31 protein-coding genes are annotated in these 19560 nt (G+C 50.2%); 16 read left to right on the top strand and 15 right to left on the bottom strand.

Annotation, left to right across the window (positions count from 1 at the left end):
* Positions 1-37: 37 nt before the first annotated feature.
* The 5 genes from J7392_RS02065 to J7392_RS02045 all read right to left on the bottom strand — a co-directional run bounded on the left by J7392_RS02065 (position 38) and on the right by J7392_RS02045 (position 1733).
* Entirely contained in the window at positions 38-238 is a 201-nt protein-coding gene (locus J7392_RS02065) for a hypothetical protein (protein ID WP_209215931.1), read from the bottom strand.
* Entirely contained in the window at positions 235-594 is a 360-nt protein-coding gene (locus J7392_RS02060; protein WP_209215930.1) for a hypothetical protein, read from the bottom strand. Before J7392_RS02060 ends, J7392_RS02065 begins: the two co-directional genes overlap by 4 nt.
* 195 nt (positions 595-789) lie before the next feature.
* Complete coding sequence (locus J7392_RS02055; RefSeq protein ID WP_209215929.1) at positions 790-1149, bottom strand: hypothetical protein; 360 nt, start codon at positions 1147-1149, stop codon at positions 790-792.
* A complete protein-coding gene (locus J7392_RS02050; protein ID WP_209215928.1) occupies positions 1146-1412 on the bottom strand; it encodes a hypothetical protein in 267 nt (88 codons plus the stop codon). The genes J7392_RS02055 and J7392_RS02050 overlap by 4 nt, the downstream gene beginning before the upstream one ends.
* 174 nt (positions 1413-1586) lie before the next feature.
* Positions 1587-1733 (bottom strand): hypothetical protein, encoded by a 147-nt coding sequence (locus J7392_RS02045; RefSeq protein WP_209215927.1) that lies wholly within the window; start codon positions 1731-1733, stop codon positions 1587-1589.
* A gap of 297 nt (positions 1734-2030) precedes the next feature.
* On the opposite strand from J7392_RS02045, the gene J7392_RS02040 reads away from it, so the two are divergent.
* Both J7392_RS02040 and J7392_RS02035 read left to right on the top strand, forming a co-directional pair.
* A complete protein-coding gene (locus J7392_RS02040) occupies positions 2031-2558 on the top strand; it encodes a YgjV family protein (protein WP_209215926.1) in 528 nt (175 codons plus the stop codon).
* Between the two features lie 92 nt (positions 2559-2650).
* Positions 2651-3127 (top strand): hypothetical protein, encoded by a 477-nt coding sequence (locus tag J7392_RS02035; protein ID WP_209215925.1) that lies wholly within the window; start codon positions 2651-2653, stop codon positions 3125-3127.
* Positions 3128-3133: 6 nt separating this feature from the next.
* Here J7392_RS02035 and J7392_RS02030 read toward each other — a convergent pair whose 3' ends face one another.
* Entirely contained in the window at positions 3134-3478 is a 345-nt protein-coding gene (locus J7392_RS02030) for a hypothetical protein (RefSeq protein ID WP_209215924.1), read from the bottom strand.
* Between the two features lie 154 nt (positions 3479-3632).
* Here J7392_RS02030 and J7392_RS02025 point away from each other — a divergent pair, with 154 nt between their 5' ends.
* From J7392_RS02025 to J7392_RS01980, 10 genes are all read left to right on the top strand, one after another.
* Positions 3633-3962: a hypothetical protein gene (locus J7392_RS02025; RefSeq protein ID WP_209215923.1), complete on the top strand. Its 330-nt coding sequence runs from the start codon at positions 3633-3635 to the stop codon at positions 3960-3962.
* A gap of 210 nt (positions 3963-4172) precedes the next feature.
* Entirely contained in the window at positions 4173-4328 is a 156-nt protein-coding gene (locus J7392_RS02020; protein ID WP_209215922.1) for a hypothetical protein, read from the top strand.
* 79 nt (positions 4329-4407) lie between these two features.
* Positions 4408-4773, top strand: coding sequence for a hypothetical protein (locus tag J7392_RS02015; RefSeq protein ID WP_209215921.1), 366 nt, complete (start codon positions 4408-4410; stop codon positions 4771-4773).
* 4 nt (positions 4774-4777) lie between these two features.
* A complete protein-coding gene (locus J7392_RS02010; protein WP_209215920.1) occupies positions 4778-5074 on the top strand; it encodes a hypothetical protein in 297 nt (98 codons plus the stop codon).
* Positions 5067-5507 (top strand): hypothetical protein, encoded by a 441-nt coding sequence (locus J7392_RS02005; RefSeq protein ID WP_209215919.1) that lies wholly within the window; start codon positions 5067-5069, stop codon positions 5505-5507. Before J7392_RS02010 ends, J7392_RS02005 begins: the two co-directional genes overlap by 8 nt.
* Positions 5500-5913 carry a hypothetical protein gene (locus tag J7392_RS02000; RefSeq protein ID WP_209215918.1) on the top strand — a complete coding sequence of 138 codons (414 nt, stop codon included), beginning with the start codon at positions 5500-5502 and terminating at the stop codon, positions 5911-5913. Before J7392_RS02005 ends, J7392_RS02000 begins: the two co-directional genes overlap by 8 nt.
* Positions 5910-6206, top strand: coding sequence for a hypothetical protein (locus J7392_RS01995; RefSeq protein WP_209215917.1), 297 nt, complete (start codon positions 5910-5912; stop codon positions 6204-6206). Before J7392_RS02000 ends, J7392_RS01995 begins: the two co-directional genes overlap by 4 nt.
* On the top strand, positions 6203-6412 hold the full coding sequence (locus J7392_RS01990; RefSeq protein WP_209215916.1) for a hypothetical protein: 210 nt from the start codon (positions 6203-6205) through the stop codon (positions 6410-6412). Before J7392_RS01995 ends, J7392_RS01990 begins: the two co-directional genes overlap by 4 nt.
* 15 nt (positions 6413-6427) lie before the next feature.
* Positions 6428-6640, top strand: coding sequence for a hypothetical protein (locus J7392_RS01985; RefSeq protein ID WP_209215915.1), 213 nt, complete (start codon positions 6428-6430; stop codon positions 6638-6640).
* 396 nt (positions 6641-7036) lie between these two features.
* Positions 7037-7978, top strand: a complete 942-nt coding sequence (locus tag J7392_RS01980) for a hypothetical protein (RefSeq protein WP_209215914.1) — start codon at positions 7037-7039, stop codon at positions 7976-7978.
* 139 nt (positions 7979-8117) lie between these two features.
* On the opposite strand, the gene J7392_RS01975 is transcribed toward J7392_RS01980, so the two are convergent.
* From J7392_RS01975 to J7392_RS01935, 9 genes are all read right to left on the bottom strand, one after another.
* Positions 8118-8426: a hypothetical protein gene (locus J7392_RS01975; protein ID WP_209215913.1), complete on the bottom strand. Its 309-nt coding sequence runs from the start codon at positions 8424-8426 to the stop codon at positions 8118-8120.
* 118 nt (positions 8427-8544) lie between these two features.
* Positions 8545-9363, bottom strand: coding sequence for a transposase domain-containing protein (locus tag J7392_RS01970; protein ID WP_209215912.1), 819 nt, complete (start codon positions 9361-9363; stop codon positions 8545-8547).
* 185 nt (positions 9364-9548) lie between these two features.
* Positions 9549-9785 carry a hypothetical protein gene (locus tag J7392_RS01965; protein ID WP_209215911.1) on the bottom strand — a complete coding sequence of 79 codons (237 nt, stop codon included), beginning with the start codon at positions 9783-9785 and terminating at the stop codon, positions 9549-9551.
* A gap of 253 nt (positions 9786-10038) precedes the next feature.
* Complete coding sequence (locus J7392_RS01960; protein WP_209215910.1) at positions 10039-13161, bottom strand: efflux RND transporter permease subunit; 3123 nt, start codon at positions 13159-13161, stop codon at positions 10039-10041.
* Positions 13158-14300 carry an efflux RND transporter periplasmic adaptor subunit gene (locus J7392_RS01955; protein WP_209215909.1) on the bottom strand — a complete coding sequence of 381 codons (1143 nt, stop codon included), beginning with the start codon at positions 14298-14300 and terminating at the stop codon, positions 13158-13160. The genes J7392_RS01960 and J7392_RS01955 overlap by 4 nt, the downstream gene beginning before the upstream one ends.
* Positions 14290-14784 carry a MarR family transcriptional regulator gene (locus J7392_RS01950; RefSeq protein WP_209215908.1) on the bottom strand — a complete coding sequence of 165 codons (495 nt, stop codon included), beginning with the start codon at positions 14782-14784 and terminating at the stop codon, positions 14290-14292. The genes J7392_RS01955 and J7392_RS01950 overlap by 11 nt, the downstream gene beginning before the upstream one ends.
* A 136-nt stretch (positions 14785-14920) precedes the next feature.
* Positions 14921-15505 carry a J domain-containing protein gene (locus J7392_RS01945; RefSeq protein ID WP_209215907.1) on the bottom strand — a complete coding sequence of 195 codons (585 nt, stop codon included), beginning with the start codon at positions 15503-15505 and terminating at the stop codon, positions 14921-14923.
* A 16-nt stretch (positions 15506-15521) separates the two neighbouring features.
* Positions 15522-16379, bottom strand: coding sequence for a hypothetical protein (locus J7392_RS01940; protein ID WP_209215906.1), 858 nt, complete (start codon positions 16377-16379; stop codon positions 15522-15524).
* A 197-nt stretch (positions 16380-16576) separates the two neighbouring features.
* Positions 16577-16780, bottom strand: coding sequence for a hypothetical protein (locus tag J7392_RS01935; RefSeq protein ID WP_209215905.1), 204 nt, complete (start codon positions 16778-16780; stop codon positions 16577-16579).
* A 130-nt stretch (positions 16781-16910) separates the two neighbouring features.
* Between J7392_RS01935 and J7392_RS01930 the strand changes: the two genes are divergently transcribed.
* From J7392_RS01930 to J7392_RS01915, 4 genes are read left to right on the top strand one after another with little or no spacing between them, the layout of a single operon-like run.
* On the top strand, positions 16911-17687 hold the full coding sequence (locus tag J7392_RS01930; RefSeq protein WP_209215904.1) for a hypothetical protein: 777 nt from the start codon (positions 16911-16913) through the stop codon (positions 17685-17687).
* Between the two features lie 41 nt (positions 17688-17728).
* Positions 17729-17905 carry a hypothetical protein gene (locus J7392_RS01925; RefSeq protein WP_209215903.1) on the top strand — a complete coding sequence of 59 codons (177 nt, stop codon included), beginning with the start codon at positions 17729-17731 and terminating at the stop codon, positions 17903-17905.
* A gap of 51 nt (positions 17906-17956) precedes the next feature.
* Positions 17957-19096 (top strand): hypothetical protein, encoded by a 1140-nt coding sequence (locus J7392_RS01920; RefSeq protein WP_209215902.1) that lies wholly within the window; start codon positions 17957-17959, stop codon positions 19094-19096.
* A 57-nt stretch (positions 19097-19153) separates the two neighbouring features.
* Entirely contained in the window at positions 19154-19510 is a 357-nt protein-coding gene (locus tag J7392_RS01915; RefSeq protein WP_209215901.1) for a hypothetical protein, read from the top strand.
* The last annotated feature ends 50 nt before the right edge of the window (positions 19511-19560 follow it).

Here is a 19560-nt window from a genome sequence, read left to right as displayed (position 1 = left end):
ACTGGTAGGTGGTCAAACCGTGGAATAAGACAACGCCCTAACGGATGCGGGTGATCTTTTTAAAGTCGGTGTTTACGGACTGCCCTGGCTCTAGGGTCAACACATGTTCTTCCCAGAACCAGCTACTATCCATCGTTGATCCGGGAACTTGATTTGCGCTCGTGAGCCAGTCCGGCGCCTCATCCTTTGAGAAGGTTTCGAGACGTTTGGAATAGAGATCCATCATCTCGAAGATCAATGTAGCTTCCCATCCGGAGTAATAATTTTGCCCCCAAATCCCATTTCTTTAAGGGTCTCAACAGGATCTTTGTCATCGGCCAGCACACCCTTCAGGGCGGGATCCAATTCCATCGTGTCACCCCACTTCGCAACAAAGGTATCGCGCACCTCCTCCCAGTTGTCGCTATTTGCGTCATCAGGAAGCTCAGGGTGACAAACCAGCAGTGCGGTCTGCATGCGTTCAGCGTAGAGCGGTAGCTCATGGAAGAAAACGGGTCTCTGAAGAAGATAGTCAGCCACTTTATTGAGTGCAGCAAAGTCACCCAACAGGCTGCCGGTGACTGCGCTCAATACGCCGTGTGTTTCGAATTTCATATTTTCTACACCCATTTCTTTCTGCGCCGACTATTGGGCACGGGATCATTGTTGTGATCGCGAGCAATGACAAGGCCATTTGGATCCATGTTTTCTACCATACAAGGCGTCGGTTGAATGATTGGGGGTGATGCCAGCTTGTTTGGGGATTCATCCGCTTTCGGCTTAAATCCAAGGGATAGTAGGAATTGAGCTTCATTCATATTCTAAGATACCATCATCAAAATCAAAGTCTTCATCAGGAAGGCTTACATGCGTTGCATTTTCATCGATGCCAATGCGGCGCATGGCGTTCCGGAACTGGGTCTTCTTGTGGGCTTCCCAACCTGCACAAGTACGCCAGCGGGGTCGATCATCTGAGACTTCCTGATGGTGACCGGGAACAGATTCATGACAGTAGAAGGGGGTGCCTTCCTTCCAGGCTTCCGTTAGACCAATCCACTGGTACCCATCTTCGGTCTCTTGAGAACCCTTTTTGAAAGCGCACTTACCGCAACATTTTTTCTGACGGACACTTGGCTCGTCAGGAGGTGTCTTCTCTAACTCCTTGGTCATTTGAATTCGCCACGTAGAAAGCCGTCTTCGTCGATATCTGTGCCCCCGTCGCCGCCGTCCCATGATCCGCCAAGCATGTTCGCAACCACCAAAGGTCCGCGATCCGTCTCAAACCTTAGACTGCCGGAACCGGAACCACCGAAAACGTGCATGCCGAGTTTGGCCGCGTCTTTACCTGCTCTCTCAAGGCGTCGACAAATGGCTTCTACTTCCCGTGGATCGAGACCAGCCGCTTCGCATTCTTTTTCATTGGCGTATGCCATTACGGGGTCCTTTATCGTTGTTGGAATTTACCGCGCCAACCGTTGCACATCCAGCATACGCGGAACGTGATAGGCGAGGCGGTTTTGAGCGTGTATCCAGCGCCGTGACACGCCCAACAAATGTCAGTCACCATTCGTCCGTCTGGGTATGAAATCGGCATCGGTTCGGCCCTTTTACGAGTTGTTCTTTTCGGTCAGGACCGGCACAGCAGCGGCGACCGTCTCGGCTGAAATATCATCCCGCGCTCCCAGAAACTGGGAGGTTTGCAGGTCAGTGGCCCCCGCCGCTTTTAAAATCATCGCCGCATCTTTCCTAGGCATATCTTTGTCTCCTTTATGGATTATTCCAAGGTTTGGACGGGTTGCCCGCATCAGGGCCATTCCAGGGCTTAGTCGGATCGTTTTTGTCTGGTCCGTTCCAAGGTTTTGTTGGGTCGCCATTCATACCGTTATCCACTTCTTCGTGTTAATGCTAGATTACAGCCTAAAGAGTGCCATTGTCAACAATAATAGCATGATTAAATATCGACTAAACATATCTATTGATGGATAGTGAAAAATAGATTATCCAGTTTCCATATAGGGTGTCAGCTCGGCGCCTCGCTCTCGGAGTTTTTAGTGGACCTATTTATTTCATATCTTACTGATATCTCCGGAGTACTGGGGGCTGTTTTGGTGATCTGCGCCTTCATTCTTCGAAATCCGCGTCACATCATGGCAGTCAGCTTCCTGTCCGGGGTTTTGTGGGTGATCCACTTCGGTCTTATCGGTGCTTGGGCAGGCGTTATCGTGTCAGTTGCCTCAGCGGTTCGCAATGCAGCCGGTGCCTGGATGGAGCAAAGGGCGATGGTGGTGTTCACCTGGGCGTCAGCAGCATTCGTTGTATGCTTCGGTCTTTTGGTGGATAGCTCGGGTGCGGTGGTATTGCTTGCTGCGCCAATCCGAGCGGTAGCTAACCATCTTCGTGACCGAGAGATCCCCTTCCGGCTCGTCTGTTCTCTATCAGCGATTTGCTATGTGGCCTATGGGCTGATGATCGGCTCACCTTTGTGGATTTCTTCGTTGGTTGCGTTCCTTGTGGTGGTGGGAACACCGGTTGTACGCTTCCTTATCCCCAAGATCATGGCATCAAGTAGACCCACGTAGCATCAGGTATCAATTTGCACTTTTGATGCCCATATAATTATGGGTATTGAGCATGAACTAAATTAATCAGAACTGAGATATTGGAGAATATTATGACGAAACCTGAAAACCAGTGGAATGATCTTCTAACGCTTCACGAGAAGTTTTCGAAGGCAAATGAAGGTCTGCGGCAGGCATTGTCTCGTGTCGATGTCTTGGTTGATCAGGGTGTCAAAGGCGACGCTCTTACTAAAGCGATCTCCGAATGTAGAGCATCTGCTTTCGATCAAAAAACAGCCAATGATGCCGTCCATGAACAGCTGGAAAGCGTACTTGCAGAACTATCCCTTGCTGGCAACGATCTGGATATCATGTGGGAGCCTCATGATGATGGTGGTGAGGGGGACTTTGTGTCCAAATGCCAACGCTTCGAGGTCTCGATGGATCCTGTATATGGGTACCTGAAGCTGCATCATTTCGGTGATCCAACAGAATCCCTAGCGGAGGGTGGTAGCCTTCGTGCAATGACTGATGCAGCAATCGATGTAATTAAGCGGGGAGACCAGAATCCTGGCTTTTCTGGTCCCTGATCGATCTTAAGGAGAGGGTAGCTGGGCCCCGGCGACTAAGGTTACCTGATCGGGTTTGAAAAATGGATCACTCTCGTCCCGGAAGACAACGTATACCGCTTCGTAGTCTTCCGGGTTTGGCCATTCAGGGTTCACCTCTATGGGGTAGGCTTCCTCAGTTACCGCCTCGAGGATGACCGCATCATCAGGATCAAGTCCGCCATCCCAGCCGCCATCATGAGCGTAATCTTCCGCCGCCGATAGGTCATCGAAAAAATACACACCGAAGCCATCGTCACCCCAGTTTGCCTCAAACCCATCTTTCAGGATGGCATCCGTGTTTTCTTTGTGGGTGACGTGCCAAAGCTTCATATCGCGTCCTTTGCTTTCATAAGGGCGCATGTGCGTATTTTTCCGAAAGGCGCAATAAGTCGATGGATGTTCAACGGAAATATAGGATTTACGAAACCCCCAGTTAAACAGTTTAATTTACTGTGATCGCACAAAATATGCTTTGGACACAGACATGAGCCTTCAAATGCCTCTTCGATTGAGAGACCTGACGCCATCCGTCGGTCGTAGACTAATGATCCAACTTGGTGACCAGGACACTCATCCTTGGTTCCTGGGAGAATTGCGCGATTATCTATCCTCACTTGACGTCGATCAGGCGGCTGAGATTGATTATGCTCAAGCCTTGTCGCACGAGCTTACCTCGCTCGGTGTCTGGGATGTGGTGAGTTATGCGGACACAGCGCAAGCCTTATCGACAGTGAATAGCAATGCGCTTCGCGCGTTCTTTAGTGTAGCACCCGCCAAACTTGAGCAAGAAGTCTTAGCGCTAAGCGATTACTGATCGCATCTAATCTAATACATCTAAGGGGTCTGGCTATGCTGGACTCTTAATCCAATTATATCCTTGTCTGTTTAAATCTAATAATGGGTAAGTGTTGACAATGCTTGTGTTAGTGCGCTAGATTGAAGGTATAAATGATTTCTATTTGGTGTTGATATGAGTGCTATTTTTGTTGTTGGGCTTCGTCTTACTGATCGGAAGGTATCTCCATTGGCATGGACCAAAGAAAAGCCGTCCAAGAAGGAGCTTCGCAGGATCACCAAGAAGTTTCGGAATGACGCTGACTTCGAAGCGCCTTACTGCGCGCCTTGGGAGCGTCTGTATGACAGCGCAGAAGAGGCTAAGAAGTCTCTTCCGGAAATCTGATCTAACTATTTTGACAGGAAATCCCATGTGTGCAGATTTGATCTCGATGACTATGCCTGCCTTGAACTGGACCCAGAGGATGAACGGCGATCTGGTGGCTGAAACCGAGTTTGGTTGGCTCTATATCATTTCGGAAACCTATCCAGGGGGACGAGAGCCTTTTGTGCTTTTCACGGCCCCAAGCCAGCTGACCTTGAAACGGCCCCATGAAAGTATGGAGGACGCCAAGAACTGCGCTCAGGAAGACCTCAATCGGCGCCTTAGGCTGCTGTTTGGCAGGCAGGCTAAGTATCGCATGGTTGATCAGGGTGACGAGATCCAAAAGGGTGATGAAGAGCTGTCGCAAGATTGCACAGCATGGGAGCAAGTAACTGATTTGGTTATTGGTTGCCGTCATTGCGGTAATGATTTTAGACCCATTAGACGCCCTGTAGGGCAGGAGTAAGTTTATGAAGCTGACATTTATGCAGCGCGTGCTTCGCCCAGTGATCAACTATCTGGTCGAGACCTACTTCCCGAGAGGGGCTTTCTACGGCAACGATTTCTTCCGTGCTTTCGAGGAGGCTGAGATCGAACATGCGCCTTCAGCGACAACTGCCGCTGGCTGTCTGCTGATCAGTGCGATGAGCAAAGATTATCAAACCGAGATGATCATCACGGTGGAGGGTATCACGCTCAACGGTGAGCCGAAGGGTGACTGGCGACTGATTGTCGAAGAAATCAAAGAGGAAAAAGCCGATGTCTAAGCAAGAGTTGATTGCCCCGATTGGTACTGGGACACCCCCAAAGGAGCCTATTGTAAGCCTCCATCAAGCCCAGTTGCGCATCACTGAGCTGGAAGGGGCCCTAGATGTCGCTCAGAAGCGCCCTAACAAGCTCTTACGGTTCCTGAAGGTCTCCGTCCTTGTCGGGGTGGGGTTCACCTTGGGAATGGTTCTGGCTTTCGATATGAACTACCGCCTTCGGTATTCGGCTCCTGGTTACGGGTTCATGTGCCGAATGCATGATCTCGTTCCGGTGGTCACTCAAACAGGTGGCTTCGGTGAGTACGGTAAGGTTCACTGCGTCGACATGTCGGAGGCAGTGGATGAACGCGTCCTTTGGGAAGAGACCAAAGAGCGCATCTTGAACAAGGGCAAAAATGCAGACGCCGAAAAGAAGGAAGAAACCAATGACTGAAGACGACATTCTATCCGTGGCGATGGCTATCAATGGTCCCAGTGAGATGGTGATCGATGGGCAGCAGGTTTCCGGCGAAGATTTGCACGCTATGCGTAAAAGGCGCTGGGAAGGTCAAACCACTCAAGAGGATCGCTTGCGGGCGATCATTGCGGCAGAGTCTGCGATCAATGTGATGGCTGCTATCGGCGCATCTCCTGAAGCTGCGGTGGAAGAGCCAAACGTCGCTAAGCTCATCCGTTGTGCCAAGGACCTCGTGGCCTGCAAAGCAGCTCAAGCAGACAGCAAGAAGTCTTTGACCTACAACGTCCGGTTTGGTGATCTTGCAGCTTCCCTTGAGGCGCTGTCTTCAGCGGTGGAATTGAGCAGGGCCGACAAAATTGCCGAAGGGGTCGATGACCTATGATTACCAAAGAACAAATCGACCAGGTCGCTATTACCATCAATGGTCCCCATAGCTCGGCCCATATCGGTCCCGACAAGCTCAAGGAGCTGCAACAGGTGCGCTGGGACCGGCAGACCTCGCAGACAGAGAAAAACATCTGTCGCGCCCAGGCTCGTTCTGTACTTGAGGGTCTCGCGGAAGATGCAAAGCGTCACCGAAAGGCGCTGCATGATATCGCCTACAAATCTGTCGCGGACGACGACCTGGGATGGTGCCAGCGAATTGCCAAAGAAGCCCTCGGAGTAAAACCATGAACAAGAAGCCTGAAGAGACCAAAGATCCATTCATTGAGGCGATGGCGAATGAGCCAAACTATGGCCTCCAGACACTCCACAATCATCTTTCTTTCCTCTTTGTAATGGCCTTAGTGGGAGCGCCTATGTATTGGCTTTCCACTTCCTTGATGGACGAGGGCATTCGCTCTGAAAGCTCGCGAGTTGAAGTGTTGCAAAACCAATAACATCCGGGGATCGACATGCTGAGATGGGAGCGCAAAGAGGACGGGTCATACCACGCGGAAAATGGCGCCGCGTCCTTCACGATTGAGAAGGTCGAAAACAAGTGGTTTCTTGAAGCCTCGCGCCATGCAGGGGGGATGGTCTTTCAAGAGCGGGCCCGGCTGCGTGATGCGAAATGCGGAGCCGAAGAAATTGCGTGTCGCGATGGTTGGCACACTGAGGAACAATAAAACAATGTCAGTTCAAACCCAAAGCCCGGGACCGGATAGGGTTTCAGTAGAGGATCAATAACGTCGGCTCCGACATTCCAGGGTTTTCGATTTATAGTTCACATATCCATTCATGCTGTCCTGATTTCCTTCATTTAGTAGTAGGGAATGATGATTTAATCTTGACGATGTCTGCTCTAAGTGCAAATATGCTTGTGAGAGCTGAATGCACCGACTTCGGGTTTGCGCAGTGGTTTAAGAGACCAATCTCAAGACCTGGCTATCCGGGCTCATTGGATAGTTGGTGACCATGATAAATGCATAGATCCCGATATCTTATCTTTTATAGGTGATGATCTCGGAGCCGAGAGCCACAGTTCCTTGGAGCGTCACCTTTCTAAAAGGAAAGATACGACTATGACTAAGATTACTCCTATTGTTTCGAACACCGACACCTTCTCCACGGCCGCCGATGCTATCGTAAAGCAAGCCGCCAAGGGGCCGCTCACTAAGCTTCATGTTCTCAATATTATCGCAGCAGCGATCTGTGGGCCAAAATACAACTGGGGCTTTCTGAAGGGCCTCAAGGACGCCTTCTTTGCCAAAGGCATTGATCGTAAGGACGCTCAAGAAGCGCTGGGCGTTCAGGCTCAGGGTAATACATCTGGCGAGAGCATTGATTTCTTTGTTGTGGTTTACGAACACGCTCATGGGGCTGACCGCCATGTCTTCTGGACTGAGGAAGAGGTTGAACTGTGCCGCCAAAATGTTGCTGAGGAATGGTGGGACAGTGTTTTCACAGATCGGGATTTCCCGGAGGACAGGGAGCGCGGTGCTGATGAGTATTTTGCGAAAGTAGAAGATCTTGAGCTAGGAGAGTATTTTTCCGTTCAGAAAGCGAGTTTGCCTGCCCGTGATGGTGTCGGAGCTCCTAAGCAAGAGCGCGTGACGGATTACACAGATTATGGGTTTGATGATCTCATTGAGGCGAACACCCAGTCTACCTTCCATGCGGTCAAGGCATTGGCTCTAGAGACCTTTGGCTCGATGGTCAGCGAGGAAAGCCGGGAGCTATTGCGCGAGAAACTTGGTGTTGAAGCCGATAAGGCGATCCGTGAGATCATCTCGGAAGCGGCAGACGAATATGCGCAAAATTATGGCGGTCGAAGCTATATGGCTGAGGTTATCCGATTGGATACCGATAAGGAGCCCGAGAAGGCCGCTGTGGTGCGTCACATCCAAAACTACAAGTTTGACCTCCTGACAGATCGTTTGAACGCCTGGACGGCAGATAAAGAGGTTTGGCAAGAGATCTTTAAGCGCAACGAAGAGCCGGGGGCAGGCGGTCCGGGAATGTAACCTTATAGAACACAGCGGTGATTGGATTGCGGCAGATGGCGGTGATCCAATCACCCGATTACTTAGATTTAGGAGATGGTCTGGTAAACTCTCGCATACCAGACCATCTTCGCTTTCGTTAGAGAATATCAAGAAGCCATCAAGCCACCTGAAGCTGCTGAATTCCTAGGTCGCGGTAGAGATCCATAGCAAGGCGCCCATAACCAAGCTTACTAGGTATCTCCATCTCATCGTTGAACACATACACCCAGCGCCTGTCGTCTTCTGCTGCGTGCAAGGCAGAGGCCGTTTTAACCACTACAACGTTTCCTGCGATAGTTCGGTAGGCGGCTATGTCGGTGATCCGTCCCGATGCATATGCGGCATTGCTAGAGGACCCAATAAGATCTCCGTGGAAGCTGATTGCGGGGTCGTCCTGATAGGTAGTCTGAAACTGGAAGTTTGGCATCGTGGTCCCTTTCTGGTGAGACATACTGTTGCATCTGGTAGGCAATAGGTAGCCATCCAGTGGTCAATCTGTGGTCCGTAGGGGTGTCGACGACCAATGGCCGCCGACACTGAAATTTTTATGATTTCAGGTTTTTAAGTAGCGCTTCGATCTTGCGAACCATCGCTTCCCGGGAGGTGTCAATGCTATCCGGGTTTGTGCGATTGGAAAGCGTCTCTCGTGCTTTGCGACCTAGGAAGTAGTTGATGCGTTCTTGATTGGCTCCGCTTGGGTGTGGAATCCCAGTCAGTACCTGTTCGTTATCGATGCCATTTGCCTTTGCAGTCTCGATCACCGATTTGGTTGCCACAGGTCCGAGAGGCACGAATACAGCGTCAGAGAGCTTCCTCATCTCTTCACCAAGATAGGTGTCGATCTGGTGTCGGAGGCAGGGTACCTTAAGAGCATTCGGGCTGCCCGTGAAGTTATCTCCATTCACCAGCACTGGATACCGAAGAGTGGAAGTGAAGTGCACCTTTTCGGGCTGATCCCAGACCCCCTCGACAGAAGGGACTCCGAGAATGCGGCCGACCTCAAGGTGATCTAGGCAGGCAATTAGGTTCTTGCGCATGGGCCCTGCGAAAGATGCCGTATTTTTGGCGCGCATTAGTGCTTCTGCGTGGCTCAATCCACCATCCAGGCCGCGCTTAAGCTCCTTAAGGGCAACCTCTGCCTGGGACTTTCCAGGGGTCAGGCCCACGATTACTAGGCGTGCGTTTGGATTGATGTAATCGAATGGCGCATAGAAAGTTGTAATCTGATTATTTCCAACGATCTCATCTGAGATCAACAGATTGTTTGGCGCTTCGACTTCGCGTCCAATTTCAAGATATGAAAGTGATTGAACAACATTGAGATATTGATCGGCAATGCCTGAGATCTCTTGTGCGATGTTCATAGGTAACTCCTAAGTTATGAGATGGCCAATCCATCCCTTCCGGAGTACCAAAACTAATAATCGGTTTGTGGCAAATCAAACAAAAATGTGTGCCTAAAAGTTCCAATCTTTGCCAATCATCCAGAGATCGGTATGAAGACCCTTATTTTTATGAGTTAAATGCATACCTTTAGGCAACATTTTTTTTAGACGTCAAGGCCACTATCTCCGAATTCATCGATAATCTCAGCCGCTTGGCTGCGGACGTAAGCAACAAAAGACGTGTCGAAATCGGTAGGGTTTTTTATCAGGACAGTCCCATCCTTCTGGAACTCGGGCTCGGTGCCGCACTGGCCGTCGCGGTTTATGATAAGGTCGCTATTATTTCCCGTCCCAAGCCACAAGACACCCTCTTTGTCAGCATCATCTTCCGCATTGATCAAGAATGTCACCTGTCCAATAGGCGGACCACTAAATATACAAGGCGCACTCAGTATTGGTTCATGGTTGACCAAACCAGCTATAGCTAGGGTTATTCTGTATACGTCTAGAAGGTCTGACGGCAGAGGGAAGTCCAGTTCGCTGAAGGTTCTTCTGATGTCCTCGACCTCGACCTCTGTTGCGCCCCGGGCAGATGGTGGTCACCGTAATGCGTGCATATAGTTGCTAGATAAGCGGCGGCGTCTTCGGTGGCGGTCAAGTTGTATTTCCTTTGTTAGGGTGATTGCGTGTCGCCTTACGTTCGCCCAGCATCAACATCGCGGGAGTCACGATCAGTGTAAGAACGGTCGCAATAACTAGTCCCCCAGCGATGGCTGATGAAAGTTCAGTCCACCACTGCGTAGAAGGCGCTCCATAGACGATCTCACGTGTGAAGAAGTTGATATTGAGACCGATCACCATCGGCATGAGACCAAGTGCTGTTGTGACGCTTGTCAGGACCACTGGGCGAAGACGTTGTGCACCGGTCCGCAGGGCTGCTTCACGAGGCGAGCGGCCAGCTGCCCGGAGTTCGTTGTAGGTATCAATCAGAACAATATTATTGTTCACCACGATCCCGGCGAGAGCGATGATGCCGATCCCACCCATAACGACGCCAAAGGGACGACCGGTCACGATCAGGCCCAGTAAGACACCTGCAATGGAAAATATGATCGCGCTCATAACAATGAATGCTTGGAAGAAGCTGTTAAACTGCATGATGAGGATTATGAACATCAGAAAGATGGCAGCGGCAAATGCGCCGATCAAGAATATCATGCTTTCTTTCTGGTCTTCAGCTTCACCACCAAAGCTCACATCCACTCCCTTCGGAAGATCGGATGTGTCGATTGCAGCAGTCAATTTAACCACTTGATCGTTCACGAGTATGCCGGGCGCCACGTTAGCTTCGATAGTAATAACGCGGTTTTCATCGATGCGTCGTATAACGCCGGTTCGCGCGGTAGGCTCAAAGGTTACGAAATTGGAGATCGGAACCATACCTGATGATGTGGGAACACGGAGGCTAGAGAGAGCGTCAAGAGACCGGTCTGCTTGTGGAAATCTAACACGAATATCAAGCGGGCCATCAGCATCGTCAGGGCGGTAATCAGCAACCTTGATACCCTGTGTAAGCATCTGAATGGCCTGGCCCAAAAGACTAATGTCAGCACCGTATCTGGCAGCTTCAGCGCGGTTAACGAGCACTGATATCTCAACACCTGGCGTAGGACCGGTATCCGTTACATCCGTGAACCCTCCTAAACTATCCATCAGGTCTTTAATTTGCTGGACTGCCTTGAGCTGGGCGTCAGGGCTTTTGGAGGTAACCTTGAGGCTGATAGGCTTGCCGGATGTTGGGCCTCCGCTTTCGGTTTGAACCTGAACATCGATACCAGCGATATCGGACACGCTCTTACGAATATCGACGCCGATTTCCGCTGCCGTACGACGTGTATCCCACGGCATCAACTCAAGCTGGAGTGTCCCTATAACTTCCTCGTCCCCGCGCCCTGTGCTCATCGCTGATCTTGCATAGATGCTGGCGATCTCATCGTAGGGCAGGAGCTTTTCTTCAACTGAGTTCACTAGGATATCTCTTTCGTAAATTGAAAGATTATCCCGTGCCCGAACTTGTACTTGCATGAAGTCTGGTTCCACAGATGGGAAGAAGCTGATCCCTTTGCCAAACTGTCCATAGAGAGCGAACCCGCCAAGGAGTAGCGCAATAGCCAAGAGCAAGGTGGTTCCGGGCTTCAGAATGGCTTTCTCAAGGAGGCGAACATAAGCTCCTGTGAAGCCCCCCATTGTACGTGGATCGCCAATCTCGGAAGAGTGCATAGATTCCTTAGCACCTTTGCTCTGTGGTTGCCTCTTGCCAATCAGGCCACCAACCACCGGGATGAATATCAGGGCCATAAATAAGGAAGCGGTGAGGGTAAGGATGACGGTGATCGGAAGGAATTTCATAAATTCCCCAACCATGCCGGTCCAAAACATCAGTGGGAAGAAAACGCTCAGTGTCGTTGCTGTAGATGCAATGATAGGCCACGCCATGCGTTGAGCTGCAAAACTGTATGCTTCCTTAGCAGAGGCGCCTTCTTGAAGCTTACGGTCTGCCAGTTCTGTTGTGACAATAGCACCATCCACCAACATGCCGACCACCAGGATCAAGGCGAAGAGAACAACGGTATTCATCGTGTATCCCATAGCCCATAGCCCGATCACCCCGGCAAGGAAGGCGCCCGGTATAGAGAGCCCGACAAGCACTGCTGAGCGCATGCCCAGCGCCAGTACGATCACAATCATCACAAGTATGACGGCTGCTATTACGTTGGCTTCAAGATCGCTTAGGAGGTCTTTGACCGTCTTCGATTGATCTTGAAGATAGTTGATCTCAACACTTTCTGGCCAGTCCTCGCGAAGCCCTTCAACGAGGTCTTTAACCTCGGCAACGGTTTCAATCACATTGGCGCCGGATCGTTTTGTAACCTCTAGCGCAAGGGCGGGCTGGCCATTGATGCGCGCAAACGATTTTGGGTCTTCGAAGGTACGACGGATGGTCGCTATGTCACCAAAGGTCACCACAGCGTTGCCCCGAACTTTGACCGGCATCGACATGACGTCATCTATGTCTTCAATCAAGCCCGGAACCTTGAGAACGACACGACCTGAGCCGCTCTCAATGGCTCCTGCTGCGATCAGGCGGTTGTTTCGCTGAATCTGTCCAAGCAATTCATCGAAAGACAGGCTGTAGGTTTGGAAAACGGTTGGATCAATAAGGACTTCTAAGAATTCAGTCCGTTTACCACCTACATCAACTTCCAGAACACCGGGAAGGCCTTCTACTTCACGCTTGAGGGTTTCCGCTAGTTCATTGAGTGTGCGTTCAGGCACAGGGCCTGATAAAATCGCGTTTATGATGGGAAAGAGAGCCGTATTGATCTCAGTTACGGTGATGTCATAAGCATCATCAGGAAGTTCACCCTGTGCTCTGTCGGCCGCTTCCTTTACCTTATCAAAGGCTTCGTCGTTATCACCGCCTGGGGTGAACTCGAGCTTTATGGTGCCGCCACCCTCAAAGGCATCAGAACTCATTTTGTCGAGGCCGGTAATCGAAGCGAACTCAGCCTCCATAGGTTCAATGAGAAGGCGCTCCGCATCGGACGGGCTGATGCCGTCTAGGCCTGTAGACACAAAGAATAGCGGGAGGGGAACTTCAGGGTTAGCCTCTTTAGGAATCGAGGTGTATGCAAACCCGCCAACCAACAAAATCATAAAAAGTGTCAGGATCACGACACGTGTTCTGGAGAATGCAGCCGAAATAATGCTGTTCATTTATCTTTATCTCCGGCGCTGGGGACGACGATCTCATCGGCGCGGACAAACCCCTGACCAATAGTGATGATGTTTGCAGTTTCCGGGAGACCCGTGACCCAAATCCCATCAACTTGAGCTTTCACAATGTCTATTGGATGGAATTCCACGATATTCTCTGACCCGACGGTTTTCACGCCTAGAGATCCGTCTGCATCGAGAGAAATTATGGATGGAGAGACAAAGTGGGCTGTCACTGAACCAGTAGGGATAGTGACCTCAGCAGAGATGCCCGCAGACAACGAACCGTCGTCATTCGGCACCTCTATTTCTGCAAGAAATGTCCTCGTATCGGAAGATGCTGAACTCCCAATAAATACGACTTTACCGTCACGCTCCTGCCCAGTTATGAAGCGAACCTTGGCGGTTTGTCCCACAGAAATGCGGGTGACAGACTGCTGGGGTATCTGGATCGATACGCTCAGAGGAGTAATATCAACGATACGAGCAATCTCTGAACCGGCGGAGACAAACTCCCCTTCGTTTATATCAAGGTTCTCTATTCGTCCGGCAAAAGGCGCCGTGATGCTTAGGTCCTTCTGGGCTTCTTCGGCAGCTGTCATTTGCGCTTGTGCATTTGCTAGCGTCGCTCTTGCTTGTGAGACCCGATCCATCGTTGAGACGCCGCGCTTCAGCAGCTCTTCGGCATTGTGGTACTCTCTTTGCGCGCGTTCTAGCTCTTCGGCGGCACGCTTGAGGTCGGATGTGTTGTTGGTGCCATCCAATAAAGCAATGACTTGACCGGCGAGCACATCATCGCCCTTTTTAGCGCTTACTTCGACAACATCTCCCGAAATCGTCGATCTAATTTTTGTGTCCCTATCCGGCAGCGCTTGACCTTCAGCCTGATAATATTGAGTGACGGTCTCAGCTGTGGATGTGCGCGTGGCGACAGAGGCGGGATCCGGGTCTTTCCTGATGGGGGTTTCTTCGCTGCTTTCACTAGGTATCACAAAGCCACTGCCCATCCAGCCGACAAGGGCCAATACAAGTGCGGCAGCGATCCAAGTAGATACGGAAGCACCCTTATCAGACTGAAATTCCAATTCCACGGGCGCGGGCTGATTATCGGGCAGGGCGGCCTTCGAGTTATTGGTCATTGGTGTGGCTCCCTCGAAGTGGCTCGTCAGCTTCGGCGTTGCACGCCAGAGCGACCCCGAGGGCAAACTCTATATTATCGTAGAATTCGAAAAACTCCGCCAAGCGTTCGATTTGCTCCGCACCGTCTGGGAGTTTAGCTATAGTCTCGGCGATATCTTCTTTTGTTGTTCGTGCTCTTGAGCGAACAAGCTTCAGCATGTTTTCGTAGGGGTTGTTTGCCAGCTGAAAGAAGTCTTGTCGGTCTCCAGGCTTTGCAACTCGCTTAATCATACCACGCTCTTCGAGGAGCCTGATGCTTGTACTGACACTCGCCCTGCTGACTTGGAGGCGTTCTGAAATTTCACCAAATGAAACCATCTCACCGTCGAACACCAGCATGCCAAAAACTCTACCGGCGATGCGAGGCAGCCCTTCCGCTTGAGTGATTAAGCCGATCTTTTCAATAAAGTCAGTTCGCACATTGCATTCATTTCCGGTATTCATGTATTAGACCCCTTATAGTAGGGGTACATAAGGATAGAATCAGCTTCTATTCAAGTGTGTTCATAAATAACTGAATAAAATGCACTTATATCCTTAATATTGTTTTTACCTAGTCGCGGGACAAGCGTATGAGGCATCATTCATCGTAAGAAGAGACCGATACAGCCATGTTCTCGTAGCCGACAATGGCTCTATGGCTGTTATCGTCGATCAATGTTTTCGCCCATCCACGACCGATACCTGAGCTAACCGCAAACAAGGTTGGGTCTTTCGTTTCGATTGTAAGGCTTTCATTCTCCAAGTACAAAGTCGGAAGAACGAGATTGTCGCCTGCCCGGAGAACTACTACATCGAACACGAAATTCAAATGCCGCCCACGTGTAATCAGGGTGTGGGGTACATGGATGCCCAATGTCTGTTCTGCTTTAACTGTGGCGTTTTTGTGCAGTTCTCGCCTAATCGATAAAGAAATATCGTAAGTATCACTTCCCAAGTTAACACGCTTCATTCGGATAGTTTGCTTGCGGTAGTTTGGCGCACCGTCCTTCAGAGCCGCATAGGCCCGTTGAATCTTTTCCATCGCAGCATGTCCGTCGTGGCCAATGACATCAGGGTGGGATGCCTTAATGGCTTTCTTCCAAGCTTGGCGAACGGCACCTGCGGACGCTCCCCAGGTTACCCCTAGGACGTCTAGATGGTCAGTAATGGTATCTTTACTCACGGAGGCTTCCTTGCGCTTACCGGCCGAACGACTGGGGTGGGGCTTCTTTAACCGCAGGGCCGGTGCCCTCAATCATTTGCATGATCTCTTCACCGGTGAACCAGCCGTGATTGTGATCCGGTGATTTGGGGTTAATAAAGAAGGACATGCTACCATCAGCCTGTTCAGATGGCAGAAACGCGTAAAATTCGATGCCAGCGTCTTCGAGTGCCTGCGGGATTCCTGTCTCCCGTACACGACGCTCAAGCTTGAGATCTTCAATGTCTTCGTCGATCACGGCTTGGCGTTGCTCTGCGGTCAGACCACGACGATCAACAATTAGAGGTGATTGCTTATAGGGGTCCAGGACGCGGTCTCCAAAGACCTGGTAATCGCGACCCGCCATCAGGGCTTCACCTGCTAGCATAGCGTCATAGACATTCGTCAGAGCTTCTCGGGCCTCTGGAGTGAATGCTCGAATTTCTGCATTCCCTGTGTTGAATAGGGCGGCCCATGCTGACGAAAACGGTTTCTCACAGACGCTGTAGTCAACGGCGATATTCTTGTGATTATAAAAACTAGATACTGCGTTGCCTAGGCGGAGGCGAGTTTCATCGGGATTCTCGACTTTTGCATCAATCTGTTCGAGATGACCGGACTTCAGCGTGACCAGATACTTCTCAACGCCGATGATCTTATGCTTCGGATCGAACCCGTTCTGCTCAAGTGCTGCTACGGCTTCTGGCGTATTTTCGGTGCGACCCAATCCCATGATGGCTTGAAAACCTTCAAGCTTGCTGTCGTGTTCAGCGCAGCCGCCAGTACCTAGAGTGATACCCACTACACGGTCGTAGTTGCGGACGATCATAGGGGGGTTGTGAACCGAGTTTTTCATGATGTTGCCTTGCGCTTTTTGCTTATGTCTTAGAAATTTCAATATAAGTTGCGATCTTCAACCATTCATTGATTGATTGCAGTAGCTCATGTCGACCCGTTTCCGGCGAAAGTTGAAGTGATGGACGAAAGCGGCCGATGTTCCGTCGAAATATTTGATGCAGTAAAGTCGAATATCGCCATTCGCGTTGCCCAGGACTACGCCTTGGGTCGCATCATGACCATAGACAGCTCTTCCGCTTTTAGATCTCTTCGAGGTGACTTGTCATCGACCAAATTCAAAAATTCTTCGACTTCTGTCTCTACAGATAGCGTTTTCTCTGCTTTTGAGTACGTTACCCCAAGGCCACCCATAGCGAGACTGCCCACAAGAGCAAATGCGATCATTGATCCAGTATCCATAAAATTATCCTGTAATTCCTCCTCGTATTTATGCACAGACAAAGACAAACATGTCAACACGCAAGTAATACTTGAGGTCATTAAGATTTTGTGCAATCTTAATCTATAAGTTTAGGAATTAGAGGTAGCCATGAAGATCATTCACGGTCGCGACTATTACGATTTTGCGCATGCTGGCATTGATGAGACCGTTACTTTTGTGCGCGACGGTGACGTAGTTAACCTGGAAGGCGACGAAAACCCGTTCAGGCTGGAAGGCATCACGAAAGGTCTTCGTCATATCAGTTTGTTTGGGGCCATGGCAGATAACGAGGGAAACTACCTTGTTTTTGAGCCCATCCTGGTATTCGTTGCAGGCGTAACTTACCCCGCGCTGCGTTTTGCCAAAGCAAATAAATATGCCGATCAAGATTACCTGGAGAAGTTCACCTTGTACTACCAGCAAGCGGCTGCCTTGTATTATGGTGACACCGAAATCGTCTATGACCGAGAGCGCGCGATGGAGCTTGCTGCGATGGTCGACCCTAAGAAAGCTCGAGATTTTGCTTTCGGGAAGGGGAAAAGGACTATCGAGCAGATCATCAATGACCACTTCGCTGTAGCACATGATCGCTATACCGAATTCTTGGTCGAAAACAAGATTGTCACTGGGTTTGCGTATAATCACGATAGTTTGCTCAGCAAAGACGTTGATCGGGCTGTCCTCTACAAAAACATCGATTTCTTGGATGCGCTCCAGTTCCCGACAGTTATGGACGGGTTCACGCTGAACCAGGAGATCTTTCGGTTCATCTCTGGCGTCCTTCCCAGCCCGGGCGCCAGTACCGTGGAGATCGAGGACAAGTACCGCATTCGCAAAGGTGGCTTTGACCCCAAGTATGGCTTCCGCACGCGGCCGAAGAAGTAGTCGATATCCACGGTATAGCTTACACAAGAATTGGATTTATCATGTTTTCTGTATTTTGCATTCTGGCACCTACCGCAACTGTATATTTATTCACGATGTTTCTCAGAGCGCTGGCATTTGAAGAGATGATGCGCGATATCGAACAAGAATATGCTTGCAACCAAGAGGGTCTCGCAGAAGCATTTGATGAAGCGATGCCTTTGCTGAGGGGCGAGTAGCTTTCAGAAAAAGGCGCATATGGTTCCCGTAAAGTCTGCGGAGATATCCATATGCGCCTATCCGAAATCACCCTACAAGTATTCATGGAACCTGTTGTCGAAGAGTTCGATAGCAGGTCTAAGGAAGGCCAGGACATCAGGCGCCAGGCCAGCGAACGTGGGTTTGAACTAGCCTCCGAGGCGAAAGCCGGTGACAGGGATTACACCATGATCCCGGTGGTGCCTGATCCTGAATGGGGCACCGGTCGTGCTATTGTTGAGATACCCGATGACAATGGGAAGCTAGCTCTATTCTTTGTCCAAACCCGTGATAATAAATGGCAAGTAGACACTACTGACCTAGTAGATGGCAAGGTGCTGACGCGGTGGATGGATAGTCATGTTTTAAAGCATCTGATTGAAAATCAAGATCGGCTATCAGATTTCCTGGATCTGGAATCCGAATGTGTATCCAGCTTCGATATCGAGTTAAGATTGCTGCTTCACAAGAAAGCGACCGTAGAGGCGTTCAACAAAGATGATAACGTTCATCCTGAAAATTATGATCGCTACATTGCTCCCTATATAGATCCCGAAACTCGGGATTGGGTCACTGGCGGAAAGAGTCAGTTAAACGATACTGCCGTGATTGAGTTGAAAGACATCACATATAATTCATACTGCTATCCGAACCGTCGCGTAATTCGAGAGGATCAGTTTGGCACCTTTGAAAAGAATGTCATCTCCGAGATTTCAGAAAAGCTTGACGATTATCAGACTTTGCTTTCGGCAAAAGGGGCTGAACGCTTCCTGAAGGATCACGAGATACTCGAGATACGGAAGTCCCCCGTTGAGGATTGCAGGATTTTCGTGAGCCCATATGGTCAGGCCATCATGACTGATGGAGGAGTACAGACCATCAAAGCCACGATCATACAGGGGACCACGTTTGTCCCAAAAGATCTTCGAGGGCAGGGGTGTGGCGCCGATCTTCTTCGTTCATTGGGTGGTCATTTCAAGTCGTTTCTGGCCCCTTCCCATTTCTCCGAAGGTGGCATTGGATCGCGCAGGTCAGCTCACCGCAAAGAGGTCTTAGAAGCCCACCAGCGGGGTGACTGGTTACGGCCGGTGGTCAAGGCTCACTATGCCGACATACTGACCTCTGACGCAGCCCTGGATGACGATAGCGAGCCTGCGGCCCTAGCTATGTGAGTAAATTGAAGATTTCGCGCAGATCAGTATGGTCGATATTAGATTATGAGGTGAAAAATGGGAACTTACGAAGAAATGGATGACGACATCATGTCGTTTGGAGAAAACGATAAGATTAATGTTCGTGTCTACTGTGGTGGGGCTATTCCGCCCCAAATACATATTATCGAAAAATATGATCGTAGTGCGGATGGTGTTCAGGAAGGTGGCGGCCGTTTCATCAGTGCGGTAAGATACGTAGACGATCTACAGGCCGAAGAGTTTGCGAATAGACTTTCTCAAGCTGTTCATGAAGAGGGGTTACTGACCCCTTACGTGGAAGCGGGTAGCACTCGTCGCAGGATCCAAAAGATCGCTAAGGAAATCGATGCTCAGCTTAGACTGGATGTGGATATACCTGGCATTAAACCCTAACGTCAGAGTTCTAAACTCTAGAAACTAAAATGCCGCCCAAGATATGATGT

Origin of the sequence: Sulfitobacter sp. R18_1, from assembly GCF_017743915.1 — a bacterium.
Classification (GTDB): Bacteria; Pseudomonadota; Alphaproteobacteria; order Rhodobacterales; family Rhodobacteraceae; genus Sulfitobacter; species Sulfitobacter faviae.
This window is presented reverse-complemented; position numbering and strand designations above follow the sequence as displayed.

Coding starts and splice junctions, on each gene's coding strand:
- J7392_RS02060 (WP_209215930.1), bottom strand. CDS start 594: ATGAAATTCGAAACACACGGCGTATTGAGCGCAGTCACCGGCAGCCTG.
- J7392_RS02055 (WP_209215929.1), bottom strand. CDS start 1,149: ATGACCAAGGAGTTAGAGAAGACACCTCCTGACGAGCCAAGTGTCCGT.
- J7392_RS02050 (WP_209215928.1), bottom strand. CDS start 1,412: ATGGCATACGCCAATGAAAAAGAATGCGAAGCGGCTGGTCTCGATCCA.
- J7392_RS02045 (WP_209215927.1), bottom strand. CDS start 1,733: ATGCCTAGGAAAGATGCGGCGATGATTTTAAAAGCGGCGGGGGCCACT.
- J7392_RS02035 (WP_209215925.1), top strand. CDS start 2,651: ATGACGAAACCTGAAAACCAGTGGAATGATCTTCTAACGCTTCACGAG.
- J7392_RS02030 (WP_209215924.1), bottom strand. CDS start 3,478: ATGAAGCTTTGGCACGTCACCCACAAAGAAAACACGGATGCCATCCTG.
- J7392_RS02025 (WP_209215923.1), top strand. CDS start 3,633: ATGAGCCTTCAAATGCCTCTTCGATTGAGAGACCTGACGCCATCCGTC.
- J7392_RS02015 (WP_209215921.1), top strand. CDS start 4,408: ATGAACGGCGATCTGGTGGCTGAAACCGAGTTTGGTTGGCTCTATATC.
- J7392_RS02010 (WP_209215920.1), top strand. CDS start 4,778: ATGAAGCTGACATTTATGCAGCGCGTGCTTCGCCCAGTGATCAACTAT.
- J7392_RS02005 (WP_209215919.1), top strand. CDS start 5,067: ATGTCTAAGCAAGAGTTGATTGCCCCGATTGGTACTGGGACACCCCCA.
- J7392_RS02000 (WP_209215918.1), top strand. CDS start 5,500: ATGACTGAAGACGACATTCTATCCGTGGCGATGGCTATCAATGGTCCC.
- J7392_RS01995 (WP_209215917.1), top strand. CDS start 5,910: ATGATTACCAAAGAACAAATCGACCAGGTCGCTATTACCATCAATGGT.
- J7392_RS01990 (WP_209215916.1), top strand. CDS start 6,203: ATGAACAAGAAGCCTGAAGAGACCAAAGATCCATTCATTGAGGCGATG.
- J7392_RS01985 (WP_209215915.1), top strand. CDS start 6,428: ATGCTGAGATGGGAGCGCAAAGAGGACGGGTCATACCACGCGGAAAAT.
- J7392_RS01980 (WP_209215914.1), top strand. CDS start 7,037: ATGACTAAGATTACTCCTATTGTTTCGAACACCGACACCTTCTCCACG.
- J7392_RS01975 (WP_209215913.1), bottom strand. CDS start 8,426: ATGCCAAACTTCCAGTTTCAGACTACCTATCAGGACGACCCCGCAATC.
- J7392_RS01970 (WP_209215912.1), bottom strand. CDS start 9,363: ATGAACATCGCACAAGAGATCTCAGGCATTGCCGATCAATATCTCAAT.
- J7392_RS01960 (WP_209215910.1), bottom strand. CDS start 13,161: ATGAACAGCATTATTTCGGCTGCATTCTCCAGAACACGTGTCGTGATC.
- J7392_RS01955 (WP_209215909.1), bottom strand. CDS start 14,300: ATGACCAATAACTCGAAGGCCGCCCTGCCCGATAATCAGCCCGCGCCC.
- J7392_RS01950 (WP_209215908.1), bottom strand. CDS start 14,784: ATGAATACCGGAAATGAATGCAATGTGCGAACTGACTTTATTGAAAAG.
- J7392_RS01940 (WP_209215906.1), bottom strand. CDS start 16,379: ATGAAAAACTCGGTTCACAACCCCCCTATGATCGTCCGCAACTACGAC.
- J7392_RS01935 (WP_209215905.1), bottom strand. CDS start 16,780: ATGGATACTGGATCAATGATCGCATTTGCTCTTGTGGGCAGTCTCGCT.
- J7392_RS01930 (WP_209215904.1), top strand. CDS start 16,911: ATGAAGATCATTCACGGTCGCGACTATTACGATTTTGCGCATGCTGGC.
- J7392_RS01925 (WP_209215903.1), top strand. CDS start 17,729: ATGTTTTCTGTATTTTGCATTCTGGCACCTACCGCAACTGTATATTTA.
- J7392_RS01920 (WP_209215902.1), top strand. CDS start 17,957: ATGCGCCTATCCGAAATCACCCTACAAGTATTCATGGAACCTGTTGTC.
- J7392_RS01915 (WP_209215901.1), top strand. CDS start 19,154: ATGGGAACTTACGAAGAAATGGATGACGACATCATGTCGTTTGGAGAA.